At 50.2% G+C, this 14,562-nt stretch carries 11 protein-coding genes; 3 read left to right on the forward strand and 8 right to left on the reverse strand.

The genetic code is table 11. The annotated features are described in order from the left end of the window. Positions 1-121 precede the first annotated feature (121 nt). Together GPK83_RS08905 and GPK83_RS08910 are read left to right on the forward strand one after the other, a co-directional pair. Positions 122-514: a hypothetical protein gene (locus GPK83_RS08905; protein WP_015554837.1), complete on the forward strand. Its 393-nt coding sequence runs from the start codon at positions 122-124 to the stop codon at positions 512-514. Continuing rightward, a complete protein-coding gene (locus tag GPK83_RS08910; protein ID WP_015554838.1) occupies positions 511-1,278 on the forward strand; it encodes an IclR family transcriptional regulator in 768 nt (255 codons plus the stop codon). Before GPK83_RS08905 ends, GPK83_RS08910 begins: the two co-directional genes overlap by 4 nt. A 208-nt stretch (positions 1,279-1,486) precedes the next feature. Here the strand turns inward: GPK83_RS08910 and GPK83_RS08915 are convergent, their stop codons facing one another. Both GPK83_RS08915 and GPK83_RS08920 read right to left on the reverse strand, forming a co-directional pair. Next, positions 1,487-2,887, reverse strand: a complete 1,401-nt coding sequence (locus GPK83_RS08915; protein WP_345941791.1) for a PLP-dependent aminotransferase family protein — start codon at positions 2,885-2,887, stop codon at positions 1,487-1,489. 48 nt (positions 2,888-2,935) lie between these two features. Then, positions 2,936-4,624 (reverse strand): glutamine--tRNA ligase/YqeY domain fusion protein, encoded by a 1,689-nt coding sequence (locus tag GPK83_RS08920; RefSeq protein ID WP_021906026.1) that lies wholly within the window; start codon positions 4,622-4,624, stop codon positions 2,936-2,938. A gap of 342 nt (positions 4,625-4,966) precedes the next feature. Here GPK83_RS08920 and GPK83_RS08925 point away from each other — a divergent pair, with 342 nt between their 5' ends. Continuing rightward, entirely contained in the window at positions 4,967-5,989 is a 1,023-nt protein-coding gene (locus GPK83_RS08925) for a sugar kinase (protein ID WP_015554840.1), read from the forward strand. 215 nt (positions 5,990-6,204) lie between these two features. Here the strand turns inward: GPK83_RS08925 and GPK83_RS08930 are convergent, their stop codons facing one another. From GPK83_RS08930 to GPK83_RS08955, 6 genes are all read right to left on the reverse strand, one after another. Next, positions 6,205-8,067: a cadherin-like beta sandwich domain-containing protein gene (locus GPK83_RS08930; protein WP_215704576.1), complete on the reverse strand. Its 1,863-nt coding sequence runs from the start codon at positions 8,065-8,067 to the stop codon at positions 6,205-6,207. A gap of 124 nt (positions 8,068-8,191) precedes the next feature. Further along, complete coding sequence (locus tag GPK83_RS08935) at positions 8,192-10,393, reverse strand: SH3 domain-containing protein (RefSeq protein ID WP_215704577.1); 2,202 nt, start codon at positions 10,391-10,393, stop codon at positions 8,192-8,194. 289 nt (positions 10,394-10,682) lie between these two features. Further along, on the reverse strand, positions 10,683-12,095 hold the full coding sequence (locus GPK83_RS08940; RefSeq protein WP_117502951.1) for an oxaloacetate decarboxylase subunit alpha: 1,413 nt from the start codon (positions 12,093-12,095) through the stop codon (positions 10,683-10,685). A gap of 66 nt (positions 12,096-12,161) precedes the next feature. Then, positions 12,162-13,310, reverse strand: a complete 1,149-nt coding sequence (locus GPK83_RS08945; protein WP_015554843.1) for a sodium ion-translocating decarboxylase subunit beta — start codon at positions 13,308-13,310, stop codon at positions 12,162-12,164. Positions 13,311-13,348: 38 nt separating this feature from the next. Further along, a complete protein-coding gene (locus GPK83_RS08950; RefSeq protein ID WP_215704578.1) occupies positions 13,349-13,744 on the reverse strand; it encodes a biotin/lipoyl-containing protein in 396 nt (131 codons plus the stop codon). Between the two features lie 21 nt (positions 13,745-13,765). Further along, a complete protein-coding gene (locus tag GPK83_RS08955; protein ID WP_117469843.1) occupies positions 13,766-14,560 on the reverse strand; it encodes an OadG family transporter subunit in 795 nt (264 codons plus the stop codon). Positions 14,561-14,562 lie beyond the last annotated feature (2 nt).

Consider the following 14,562-nt stretch of genomic DNA (forward strand, 5'->3'; position numbering starts at 1 on the left):
CATAATTATGTCTTTCATTTTCCCTGGAATTCGATTATGATTATAAATAGCAGACTGGCGGCTGCAGGCGGAATCCTCAGATTTTCGGAACCGCGTAATGCAGCGGAAAGGAGAATAAACCATGTCAAAAAAGAAATCAGGCCTTCTTATCGCATTTGGCGCGATGCTCGGCGGCGCAGTTGCGGCCGGTATCTCCTACTATCTGAAATTAAAATCCTTCAACGATGAGCTGGACCAGGATTTTCATGAATACGAGGAAGAGGAGACCCCTTCTGAGGAAACAGAAGAAAAGACGGAACCTGCTCCAGAGAGAACTTATATTACGATCAATTCCGGAAAAGACACAAACGCTGCGGATGATTCCGTAAAAAAAGAAGAGACTAAAGATTCCGAAGAGACGGCATGTCCGGAACCCACAGACGAAAAAGACTCTGTAAAAGAGGAAAACGTACCGGAAGAAAAAACATCCTCCGTTGTAGTTGAGGACGATACGGAGGAAGGAAAAACCGAATGATACAAAGTCTTCTCCGCTCCATGGAGCTATTGGAAGTCCTGAAAGAAAAAAACCGCAATTTCTCAATTGCGGAACTGGCGGAGGCGATGGATCTGCCCCCGAGCACGGTTCACCGGATTCTGCAGACATTCTGTGAGAAGAAATATGTGATCCGCGACGACAGATCCCACACCTACCGTCTTGGCCCGGCGCTGATTCCTCTGGGAAAAGCCGCTGCAAGAGGGATCCGTCTCCAGGATGCCGCCCACGGTATCCTGGCACAGCTGGCAAAACAGACAAAAGAAGACGCATACCTCGTAATTCCAGTGGGAAATAAGGGACTTGTGATTGAAAAGGTAGATGGTCCGAGCCACTTAAAAGTTGTTGAAGAGTTCGGCTATGAGATGTATATGCACTGCGGCGCGATCCGTAAGGTCCTCCTCGCATGGCAGACACCGGCCTTCATCGACGAATACTTCAAAAACATTATTCTCCACGATCAGGCTTTCCCTCATGTCCGCCCGGATGACCTGCGCGAGGAATTAAAAAAGATCCGCCAGGATGGCTACGCCATCACTCACGGAGAGTATGTCACCGACGCCCTTGGAATCGGGGCACCGGTCTTCAACTCCGACGGTGAACTCGCCGGTTCCATTGGAATCATCGCCCCGGAGATCCGGGTCGATACTCCGGAGTTTCTTGACACCCAGAAAGATCTCGTACAGTTCTACGCATCATCCCTCTCCGCCGATCTCGGATATGAGAAGCATGATGTGTTCCAGTAAACGGAATCAATCCTTGGGATACGCATTTTCGGATGCGTATCCCGTTTTTTTGCGCTTTGTTCCCATGCACGCCTGGTCACAAGCATATGCCCTGTCCCAATCTCTCCCCCAGTGCAGCTGTCTGTAAAACCTAATCTTGACTTAAGTCCGAAAAAAGCTGGCGCGCGTCTTTGCATACCAGCTTTCTTCTATCCAATCCGCTTATTCTTTACTCAAGAGCTTTCCGTAAAAGGTCTACTCCTTTTCGGATTTCCTCCTCCGTGAGTCCTGCATATCCGAGAACGATCGTACTCATCTCCTTCGCCTGCGCTCTCTCCATATAGAACCCGGAAAGTCCGTAGACGCGGACTTTTTTTTCTGCTGCTTTTTCTAAAAGCTGCTGTTCCGGCTCCTTCTTCCTGTCTTTTAAGAGCACATGAAGTCCCGCGAATTCTCCTGTGATCTCAAACCGCTTTTCCAGCGGCTTTAATTCCCCTAAAAGCGCGTCATGTTTTCCCTTATAGATCTCGCGCATCCTGTTCAGATGGCGCTCAAAATATCCGCCGGAAATAAATTTCGCCAGGATCCTCTGGTCGACCCTGGACACGGTGGAGGAATAAAATCTTCCTTTCGCCAGGTATACCGACAGCAGCGCCTCCGGCAGCACCATATATCCCACACGGATTGCCGGAGCAATGGCCTTCGAGAATGTTCCCATGTAGATGACACATCCGTTCTGGTCCATCCCCTGAAGTGCCGGGATCGGTTTTCCCTTGTAACGGAATTCACTGTCATAGTCATCCTCGATCAGGTATCTTCCGGGTTGCTCTCCCGCCCAGAAAAGGAGCTCCTGTCTTCTTCTCACCGGCATTACGGTTCCTGTCGGGAACTGGTGGGACGGCATCACATAGGCTGCCTGTACATCCTGCCCCTCAAGTTCCTTCACGCAGAATCCATTCTTATCGATCCCCACCGGCAGTACCTTATGTCCCACACCGGATAGCACCCGGTATGCCTGGCGGTAGGTGGGATTCTCCATGGCGATCACCGCGTCCCTTCCGATGATCTGGGAAAGCAGCATCAGAAGATATTCGTTTCCCGCGCCAATGATGATCTGGGAAACATCGCAGTTTACGCCGCGGGCTGCATGGAGATACTCCCGGATCGCCTCCCTGAGGATCAGATCTCCCTGGGGCTCTCCCTTCAAAAACAGCTCCCGGTCCTCTTCTTTTAAGACCGAGCGGCTGATCTTTCTCCAGGTCGCATAGGGAAATCCTTCCAGATCGATGCCTCTGGGAGAAAAATCGACTTCAAATTTTTCACGAAAAAGCTGCCCCCGGACACTTTCCTTTTTCATGCCCAAAGACAGCTCTTTTTTCTGATCCGGCCGGGCAGCAACAGACTGCGCCACCGGCGGAAAGATTCCGTCCAGTGACGCCGCAAAATAGCCTTTTCTCGGAACCGCCTCAAGGTAGCCCTCGGACACCAGCTGCTCGTAGGCGAGCTGCGTTGTGCTCCGGCTGACCTTCAGGCTCTTCGCAAGCTCCCTGGATGAAGGAAGCTGCTTTTCCGGCCTGATATTGCCCTTTCGGATCTCATCTTTGATATACTGATAGATCTGTTCGTACAAGGGTCTCCCCCCCTGTACGTTTAACGGTACGATCAATTCCATAAATCTTTATTTCGGAAGCTTGAAGGAGCTCTTTAAGGAAACGATACGGTTATATACCGGCTGTCCTTCCTTGCTGTCCTTGCAGTCTACGCAGTAGTAACCGTTTCTCATGAACTGGAAGCTGTCGTATGCCTTTGCTTCCATGAGTTTTGGCTCTACATAGGCAGTTGTGATTGTCTTGGAGTTCGGATTTAAGTTCAGGGTTCCGTCAGCGTTCAGCTTGCCTTTCTCCTCATCGACGATATTCTCGTAGAGACGGCACTCTACCTTTCCGGCTGTCGGAGCGGATACCCAGTGGATCGTTCCTTTTACCTTTCTGCCGGTAAAGCCGGAACCACTCTTTGTCTCCGGATCGTATGTGCAGTGGATCTCTGTCACATTTCCGTTCTCGTCCTTCTCGAAGCCTGTGCATGTCACGAAATATGCGCCCATGAGACGTACTTCGTTGCCCGGGAAAAGGCGGAAATACTTCTTCGGCGGATTCTCCATGAAGTCCTCACGCTCGATATAGAGTTCTCTGGAGAACGGAACCTCACGCTCGCCCATCTCTGGATTCTCAAGGTTATTCGGGATGCTCAACATCTCTGTCTGTCCTTCCGGATAGTTGTCAATGATCAGCTTTACCGGATCAAGGACAGCCATCATTCTCGGACGTTTTAACTTCAGATCCTCACGGATACAGTACTCCAGCATCGCGTAGTCTACGGAGCTGTTTGCCTTGGAAACGCCCACGAGTTCTACGAACATTCTCAGAGCTTCCGGTGTGTATCCTCTTCTTCTGAGGGCTGCGATCGTTACAAGACGCGGGTCATCCCAGCCGTCTACGATTCCATCCTCAACGAGCTTCTTAATATAACGCTTACCCGTTACCACGTTTGTCAGGTACATCTTCGCAAACTCGATCTGGCGCGGCGGGTTCTCGAACTCGCACTCTCTTACGACCCAGTCGTAGAGCGGTCTGTGATCCTCGAACTCAAGAGTACAGATAGAGTGTGTGATGTGCTCAACCGCGTCCTCGATCGGATGAGCGAAGTCGTACATCGGATAGATGCACCACTTGTCACCGGTATTGTGGTGTGTCATGTGAGCGACACGGTAGATGACCGGATCACGCATGTTGATATTCGGCGATGCCATATCGATCTTTGCGCGGAGAACCTTCTCTCCGTCCTTATACATGCCGTTCTTCATGTTCTCAAATAACTGGAGGTTTTCCTCGACAGAACGGTCACGGTACGGGCTGTTCTTACCAGGTGTTGTGAAGTCACCACGGTATTCCTTGATCTGATCAGCAGAGAGATCACAGACGAAAGCTTTTCCCTTTTTAATTAACTTTACAGCGCACTCGTACATCGTATCGAAGTAGTCGGAAGCAAAGAACAGTCTGTCCTCAAAGTCAGCTCCGAGCCACTTTACATCCTCCGTGATGGAGTGCACGAACTCCGTCTTCTCCTTCGTCGGGTTCGTATCATCAAAACGAAGATTGAACTTTCCGCCGTACTCTTTTGCGAGACCGGAGTTCAAGATGATCGATTTTGCATGTCCGATATGAAGGTAGCCGTTTGGCTCCGGTGGGAACCGGGTCTGGACATGGTCATATACTCCTTCCGCAAGATCTTTATCGATTTCCTGCTCGATAAAGTTTTTGGAAACTACTTCTTTTGTTTCCTCAGCCGGTGTCATATTCTCAGCCATATCAATTCCTCCATTTCGTTTTTTCAATAACATGCCCGTACATCTTTCTTCTATTATTTTAACTCCTGCCATTTTCCAGCAGGACCAGATATCGAACTGTTATATATAATATTTAATACTATCACACTTTTCCGAAGAATTAAAGGGGAAATTTCACATGTTTTTCTCATGTTTCCATCAAATTGATTCCTGCATCTGCATTCCGGTCGGTTCTTTCAGTTTTCTTGAAAATTATAGGCAAAAAACACTGAAAATCCTTTGACGAATTCCGTTTCTGGGATTATACTGTGAATATAGTATGCTAAAAATTTCACAAAACATATAGAACCCGGAGGAAATGATATGGATAAGAATTCTTTCGATCTGATCACATTTGGCGAGATTATGCTGCGTCTCTCCCCGCCGCGCCATGCCCGCATCGTCGATGGCGATATTTTTGAAAAACGTGCCGGCGGAGCAGAACTCAACGTTGCTTCCGGCGTTGCCCTTTTGGGACTTCGTACCGGTATCGTTTCCAAGCTTCCGCAGAATGAGCTCGGAACTTTTATCAAGAACAGGATCCGTTTTGTCGGAGTATCCGATGACTATCTGGTCTACGATGATACGCCGGACGCAAGACTCGGTCTCTACTACTACGAGATGGGCGCCGCTCCGAGAAAGCCTACGATCGTGTATGACCGCCACCAGGCTTCCGTCACAAGGATCAAGATGAGCGAGATCCCGGAGGACATCTACCACTCCGCGAGAATGTTCCACACAAGCGGAATCTCCCTGGCTCTCTGCCAGAACATGCAGAATGTCGCTGTGGAGCTGATCCGAAGGTTCAAATCTGCCGGAGCTACGATCTCCTTCGACGTAAACTACCGTGCGAACTTATGGGGTGAGGAGGAAGCGAGAAAAACCATCGAGGAGATCCTTCCGTTAGTCGATGTTCTCTTCGTATCTGAGGAGACAAGCCGCCGCATGTTCAAGAAGACCGGTGACCTGAAGGATATCATGAAGAGCTATGCCACTGATTACGGCGTAAAGATCGTTGCCACCACCCAGCGCACGGTCATCAGTCCAAGAAAACACAACTTCACCTCCATCGTCTACGATGCCCGCTCCGATAAATTTTACACGGAAGCGCCGTACAACGATATCGATGTGATCGACCGCATCGGTTCCGGTGATGCCTATGTCGCCGGTGTTCTCTTCGGTCTCTTAAAATATGGAGATCCGGAAAAGGCCATGCAGTTCGGAAACGCCACATCCAGCGTCAAGAACACCGTTCCGGGCGACCTCCCGTCCTCTGACTTCAAGGAAATCGACCGGATCATCCATGAGCATCATTCCACAGGACCTGTCAGTGAGATGAACCGGTAATTACAAATTTGCTCCGTATGAGAGAAAAGGTCTGAGTTTCAGCAGAAATCAGACCTTTTTCTTTTTCATCCAAATTTTTCTTTTTAAATCGATCTGATATACCGTTCTGATGCCGCTGAAAAATTGTTGCCAATAGTTTGTTTCGAGTACGCGACAACCGAAAAATGCCGTGAGAAGATTGCTTTTACCTCTCACGGCATTTTTATTATACTCTTTTACAGATCCAGATCGATAAACTCGAAGTCATCGTCATCCTCGTTCCTCTTCTCAGCCGGTGCCGCTTTCGGCGCTGCCTTCGCGGCCTCCTTCGCGAGGTTCTTTGACAGATCTTTTTCCATATCCGCCACATTCTTTCTCACCGGTCTCTCCGGAGTGTCTGTTCTCTCTGGAACATTCTCTGTCCTCACAGCTTCCCGTCTCTTCGCTGCCGGCCGGCATGTCTCGGCTGCCTCCGGTCTTCTTCGCGGGATCTGGATTTCTTCCTCTTCCTCATCGAAAAGCTCTTCCCCGCGGGCAGCCGGTCTGGACGCAGCTCTTCTCTCCGGCGCTTTCTCGGACTTTCCGGTCTTCTGCGCCTTTTTCGGCTCGGACTTTCTGTTTTTCCGTCCGCCCTCGTAGTCACCGTAATCGTCATCATATCCGCCGCGGCCCGGATTCTTCGGTGCCTTCGGCTTTCTGAGTAAGAGAACGATAATGATGATCACTAAGAGAATACTGAGTGCAAAAAGCCCGATCACGAACATTCCGCGGATCTCGTAATCCTTAAGCAGACTGTTGTAATCCTCAGCAACCTTTAAGTACTTGCTGCGGGCATCTGCTGCGTCCGGATCCTGGAAGTAACGCTGGAGCGTCATCTCCTTCTGATCGTAGCGGTAGAAGCCTTCCTCACCGTTCTCGTTACGTCCGTAAACGACACAATACTCCGGTGCGGAATCTCCGCTGTCTTTCCAGATCCAGCCGTGGACTGTGTGATCTCCGATATCAATGGTGCACTCGGCAAAACCGTCCGGGAGTGCTGTTCCCTCCGGGATGCACTCAGGCGGAAGCACTACGACTGTCTTCTCTGCCATCTTCACGACTACATAAGCAGATAAAGTGCCTGTCTCGCTGTTGTATACAAAGAAGTCCCCGTTGCCGGAATCATCTGTCATATAAAGTAAGGTCATTCCAGAGTCATCTGTAGCTGCCTTTACGCTTCTGCCCTCATACTCGATCTCCGTCGCTGTAAATCCTGACGGAAGTTCAGAATCATCAAAGGTATCCGCAACAGTCCAGCTGCCGTCCTCACCGATGACTCCTGCGTTTGTCTCTGCAGAACCCGCATCTGTCTCACTGTTGGAAGCCGCTGCATCGTCAGACTTTGTGACCATGATGGTGTAGGTCTTTGTTGTCTCCCCATCCTCCGCTGTTACGGTACAGGTGATAGTGTTCTCTCCGTCCTGGAGATCATCATTTCCGCTGACAGCCACCTTCGCGACGCCGTCCTTTGCCGGCGCACTGACCGTGATGGATGTCACATCACTGGGAACCGCAGCGGTATACTCGGTCACATCCGCGGAGAACGCAGGTTTTAAAGTACCCGGTGAGATCGTGAGGGACGCTAAGGACGCGTCCTTGGAAGAAGTATCCGCCGCATTGATCTTTACGGAAGAGCTTCCAATATGGTCGAGAGTCACTGCTTTGGAGTCGGCATCGTAAACTTCCTGGGATTTCACCGTGATAGAGGAAGTTCCAGCCTTTAAGGCATTAAATTTTAATGTAAAGCTGAACGTCTTCTGGTCCGCAGCCTCCGCAGAACCGATGACGCGGACAGATCCTGCTCCGCCATTGGAGTTCGTACCGCTGACAAATTCAAGGGCATCCGCATCATACTGAAGCATCACATCGGAGGAACCGAGTGCTGCGTCCGCGGCAATCTTCATCGTGACGGATATCTGGTCTCCCACCGAAGCGGTCGGGTCGGAAAACGAAAGTTTTCCGCTGGCCGCAAATGAAACCACCACGCCAGCCGGCAGCAGCATGACCATCAGCGCGAACGCCAACAGCCCCGCCGCCAGTTTTTTCATGTATTTATTCATATTTCTTTATCTCCTATTCCAGCTTTTTCCAGGCTGGGCATTATCTTGTTTTCATAATTTCCGCCTGTTCTTCTAAGCATAGTCTTTCCAGAAATGGATCTTATTATGACCAGATATTCCCATATCAGTTACCGATCACAAGTTTTCCGCTGCCGGTCGCGCCCTCCGGATAAGAACCACTCGTTCCCGTCGATGACGTCACTAGCTTTCCAGACCCGGATGCGCCTTCCGGATAAGAGCTCTGTGATCCGGAATTTGTGCTTCCAGGGCCAGTGGTGCCGAAACTGCTCCCGCTATTGGATATTCCGGTCGATCCGCCAGGGCCTACCGTAGATCCGGTCGTCGTAAAGCCCGAGGACGAAGAACCTGTGGAACTTCCCGTCGACGGGGAAACTACGGTGGTGCTGCCGTTTCCGTTTCTTTTCGCAATGGAAACCTGGTATGTGCGGACATCACCGTTCTCTGCCTTCACCTGAATCTTCACGATCGTCGTTCCGCTTCCGAGGCTGATCGCTCCCGCTCCGCTGACTGTTGACTTGGAGTCGATTGCCGTTGCACGGATATTTACAGAGGAAACAGAAGAGTCCACAACGAGATCATACTTCTCCGTATCTTTATTGAAGGTTGGTGTCAGGGAATATCCGTCGATGGTGATTCCTGACAGCTTGTTGTTCGGGCTTCCCGTTACGGTCGGCTTCGCGCAGGCAGTTTCCGGCATATTGTTGAATACCGGGATCTTGAACACGAGCGCCTGTTTCTTCATCTCATCTGTATAGGCCCTCGCGAGCTTCGCGCCCTCCCCGGCCGCTCCTTCCACGTTTGTCATATACTGATGCTTGTAGGGGCTGCTGCCCTGCACATTAAATTTCTTTAAATAGAAGGTATCCTGTCCATTTTTCAGGAAATTCTCACTGTAGTAGGTCGCGCCGCCGATGATGGACTTCTCGATAGAATTCCACGGTCTTCCGTAGCTTCCCGACTGGGACGCGTACCAAAGACCTCTCGTGACGGCTGACATGGAGCCGGAAGCGAAAGCGCCGATATTAAAGAAATTATAGTAGCCTTCATAGCCGGAGGTCTTTCCTGAAATACTTCCGGATTTACCCGTTCCCTGCTCCTGAAGGATCATAGCGCCGAGGACATACGGGTTGACGCCAGTCTGAGCCGCCGCCTTCATAATAATATCCACATAAGTCTGCCCCGTCGGTACCGGTGAAGTGTTTGATGCACCGGTATTGTCATCAGTGATGGCAGACGCGTCCATTCCCGGACCATACTCTACCTCCGGGAGTGCCGTCGTATACATCCTTCTCTGGCTGATCGTGGAACTCACCGTGGATCCAGGTCCCTCAAGGCTCACGCCCTGATTTTCGCTGCCAGAGCTTATGTTGCCGCTTCCATAAGGACTTCCGCCGGACGTTCCAGAACTCATTCCCGGTCCGTAGTTTTCCCCCTGCTGCAGGGAGCCGGAAGCTTCAGTATTCGTTTTACTGTTTATGACTGCCGCTGTACCGGACCCCGAAGTCTCCTGGATACTCTGGGCTGTCGTCGTCTCCTCCGGCGTCTTTTCCAGGAATGTTCCCGTGATCAGGCTCGTAAGTCCCGCTCTCGTCTGGGTATTGCTGTCGAAGGCGTGATGCAGAAACTGGAATACATAGGTATCGTTTAGGAAATTTCTCGGATCCATATAGTAGGCAACAATGTCCTTGGATGCCGCCACCCAGGAAGAACCGTCGAATCCGGTCCAGGTGCTTGTATTCCAGTCGTAAGCGCCGTAGTCTGTGGATTTCCAGGATGAAATGCTCGCCTTCGATACCAGATTCGTTCCGACTGCTCCTTCCGCCTCCATCACATCACTCCAGTTAAGCCCCGTCTTCTGGGCCTGGAAGACCCAGGTCGGATGTTCCGTGTGAAGGGTCCGCAGAGACGTCTTGTAGCTTTCCGGGAATCCCTGGCTGTTTAAATAGCTCTCAAAGTTCGCGTCATAGCTGTAGGATACCGGGAATTTGATATAGTCTGAACGGACATAGCCTCCCTGTGTCCCTGAACTGGAGGAAAACTGGATCTTATACCAGATCTTCCCGTCGGATCCCGTTGTCTCGGAAACCACGGTCACAGCAGCTCCGTAGGCAAGTTTTTTTACGATAGATCCCGTCGTCCCCGGTGTACTCCGCACATTCAGAGTCGTGGCATTTACTGTCGCCGAGCCTGTCGCCGCGTATACGGAAGACAGCCCGGATATCATCGTTCCGGTGTGAGCCGCACAATCTCCCAAAAGGACCGCCCCCAGCATCAGCGCCAGAAATCTTTTTTGTCTCTTTGTCATGTTTTTCTTCTCTCCCACTGCCGGTTTCGTGAAATTTTGCATAAAATCGACATCATATCCATTATAATGATAAAGGCACTTTTCTGTCAACCGCGCAGGAGAAACTTCACACAAATTCCAAATATTGCCGCATTTTCTTAATAAAAACTTAAAAAAGAAACGATAACCTGCAGAAGCTTCCACCGCCAGTTTCTTTCGAATGCATGACAGCACAAAAGCCCGGCATCTCCTCATGGAAACGCCGGGCCTCATGTTTTTTCGTCAATTACACTTCAGATTTACTGCAAAATTATACCGGGTAAGCTTTATTTGCTTTGTCTGCAGTCTTCTGGTCAACCTTCGTCTGCTGGGCTTCACGGTACTCGAAGAAGTCTTTTGCTACAGCCGGGAACAGAGCATAGGATAATACATCCTCATCCTGCTGCTTCCACTGTGCGCATTCCTTCTCGAATTTCGGCAGCTGCGGCTCGATCAGGTCTGCTGGACGACAGGTGATCGGAGTTGCATCGCCGATGATCTTCTTCTGGACTTCTTTGTTGAACGGTTTTACCGTCTTACCAAATTCGCCCATCATGATCTTCTTGGACTCCTTCGGAACCATCTTATATCTCTCGCCGGCAAGAACGTTCAATACAGCCTGTGTACCAACGATCTGGGAGGACGGAGTTACAAGCGGCGGCTCACCGAAGTCTTTTCTTACTCTCGGGATCTCCTCAAGCACTGCGCGGTACTTGTCTTCCTGGCCAGCTTCCTTTAACTGGGAAACAAGGTTGGAAAGCATTCCGCCCGGTACCTGATACTGGAGCGTCTTGATGTTTACACCGAGAACCTTCGGGTTCAGAAGGCCGCTCTTTAAAGCTTCCTCACGGATCGGTGTGAAGTAATCGGTGATCTCTGCAAGCAGATTCTGGTCATAGCCAGTATCATACTTGGTGCCGCGGAATGTCTCAACCATAACTTCAGTTGCCGGCTGGGATGTACCGAGAGCCAGCGGAGACATTGCGCAGTCAATGATATCGCAGCCTGCTTCCACAGCCTTTAAATATGTCATGGAAGCAACACCGGAGGTATAGTGCGTGTGCAGGTCGATCGGCAGCTTTGTACCCTGTTTTAATGCCGTAACAAGCTCAGTAGCCGCATACGGAGTTAACAGACCTGCCATATCCTTGATGCAGAGGGAATCAGCGCCCATGCTCTCGATCTCGGAAGCGATATTCTTCCAGTAATCAAGTGTATACGCATCGCCTAATGTATAGCAAAGGGCGATCTGGGCATGTCCGCCTTCCTTTTTTGTTGCCTTAACGGCAGTCTCAAGGTTTCTGATATCATTCAGGCAGTCAAAAATACGGATAATATCAATACCATTTGCGATGGATTTCTGTACAAAGTACTCAACCACATCATCTGCATAATGATTGTATCCAAGGATATTCTGACCACGGAACAGCATCTGGAGCTTCGTGTTCTTGAATCCAGCTCTCAGTTTTCTGAGTCTCTCCCACGGATCTTCCTTCAGGAAACGCAGGCAGGCATCAAAAGTAGCGCCGCCCCAGCATTCTACTGCGTGGTAGCCAACTTTATCCATTTTGTCAACGATCGGAAGCATCTGATCAGTCGTCATTCTTGTTGCAAGGAGAGACTGATGCGCATCACGAAGAACGGTCTCAACGATCTTAACCGGCTTTTTCTGAACTTCTGCCATTTTATTATCCTCCTACCGGGAGATCTGCCCGGGCAGACCTCCCTATATTAAAAGTTTCGGTTCCAATTAAACTCCGAAGATAGCCATGAAGGTACCTGCAGCAACTGCTGTACCGATAACGCCGGCTACGTTCGGTCCCATTGCGTGCATAAGAAGGAAGTTTGTCGGATCTGCCTCAGAACCAACCTTCTGGGATACACGGGCTGCCATCGGAACTGCGGATACTCCGGCAGAACCGATTAACGGATTAACCTTACCACCAGTTACCTTGCACATGAGCTTACCAAAGATAACGCCGGCTGCTGTACCGAACGCGAACGCGATAAGTCCAAGGATAACGATCTTGATAGTTGTAACTTTTAAGAATCTCTCAGCACTTGTTGTAGCGCCAACGGAAAGACCGAGAACGATTACAACGATGTACATAAGAGCGTTGGAAGCTGTCTCCTGTAACTGTTTAACAACGCCGGACTCACGGAAGAGGTTACCAACCATAAGCATACCAACGAGCGGAGCTGTTGTCGGAAGGATCATACAAACTACGATCGTAACGATAACCGGGAAGAGGATCTTCTCAAGTTTGGATACCGGACGAAGCTGTTCCATCTTGATCTTTCTCTCTTCTTCCGTTGTTAAGAGTTTCATGATCGGCGGCTGAATGATCGGAACGAGAGCCATGTAGGAGTAAGCTGCTACGGCGATCGGTCCCATGAACTCAGTCTGTCCAAGCTTACCTGCAAGGAAGATGGATGTTGGGCCATCAGCACCACCGATGATGGAGATCGCTGCGGCTGCCTTGTCATTGAAGCCCATGAAAATAGCCATAAAGTAAGCGGCGTAGATACCGAACTGTGCGGCAGCGCCTAAAAGGAAGCTCTTCGGGTTAGCGATCAGCGGACCGAAGTCTGTCATCGCGCCTACACCCATGAAGATCAGGGACGGAAGAATACTCCACTCATCCAGTAAATAGAAGTAGTGAAGAAGTCCTCCAACTCCGTTAGAAGAATCTTCAATGCTCAGCATAATATCCGGGTAGATATTTACAAGCAGCATACCAAAGGAAATCGGTACAAGAAGAAGCGGCTCAAATCCTTTTCCGATCGCAAGGTAAAGGAAGATACACGCAACTAAGATCATGATCAGGTTTCCTACGCTTAAATTCAGGAATGCTGTCTGCTGAAGAAGATTCAAAAGTGTATTTTGAATGTATTCCATGTTAATCCCTCCATGTGGAATCTGCAGTCAGCAGAAAATTAGTTTAATGTAGCGAGTGTAGCACCCGGCTCTACGGAATCACCAACAGCAACATTGATTGTTGCAACAGTGCCGTCCTGCGGCGCAACGATCTCGTTCTCCATCTTCATAGCTTCAAGGATCAGGAGAACCTGGCCTCTCTTAACAGCCTGACCTGCAGATGCCTTAACGCCAAGGATCTTACCCGGCATCGGAGCTGTAACTGCTACTGCGCCTGCTGCGCCAGCCGGAGCTGCCGGAGCTGCTGCCGGTGCCGGTGCTGCCTTCGGAGCTGCTGCCGGTGCTGCCTTCGGTGCCGGTGCTGCTGCCTTCGGTGTGGAAGCTGCGCCTGTGAAGCCCTCTTCTACTGTTACTTCATATACATTACCGTTTACTGTGATTGTATAATTTTTCATTGTGATTTCCTCCTGATAATATTAATTCCAGTTTCTGTTAGAAACACGTTTGATGGAGCGGACTACAAGTCCGTTGTCAACAGTCTCTTTTCCCTCGTAAGCTGCAATCGCTGCTGTAATCACGGAAACGAGCTCTGTGTCGTCGGTGAGGTTCTCCTCCTCAGCCGGTGCTGCTGCCGGTGCCGGAGCCGGAGCTGCCGGTGCTGCCTGCGGTGCTGCCGCCGGTGCCGGTGCTGCTGCAGCCTTCTTTGCCTTCATCTTTGCCTCAAATACGTTGATGTATTTGAACATGCTGATCAGCCAGCTGATGAAGATCAGGACTGCGAATACAACGCCCATACCCATTAAGGTATTCATTCCGGCTTTCGCCATCTTCTCGCCTGTTGTGTAAACCGGAGAGAAGGAAATTGTCTCAACCTTGTTGAGGTCCTCGTCTGCGATCAGAGTGAATTCCATCGCTCTCTTCTCGTAAACAGTGTTCATTCTTGCGACATAGCCGTCATCACTTTTTGTAACGACTGCTGTCTCGCTGGAAACGAACGCGCCAAGGTCATCCTTAATGGAATCCCAGGATTTTAACGCATTCTCCATAACAGTATCTTTGTTCTTTACGCTTGTTGCAAGGGCCTGTTCGATGGAAGCGTCATCCATCTGGTTGAACAGATCCAGGTACTGCTGGGAGCCGGACTGCATCGCCATTTCGATCTGCGGATCGATCGTTTCAGCGGTGTCAACGGCTGCAGAGCATCCTGCAAGCGCGAAGAGGCAAACTGCCATGCAGAGTGCAAGCCAGATTCTTCTAATTCTCTGTTTCATAT

It is taken from the genome of Clostridium sp. MCC328 (assembly GCF_018785465.1).
GTDB lineage: Bacteria > Bacillota > Clostridia > Lachnospirales > Lachnospiraceae > Pilosibacter > Pilosibacter fragilis.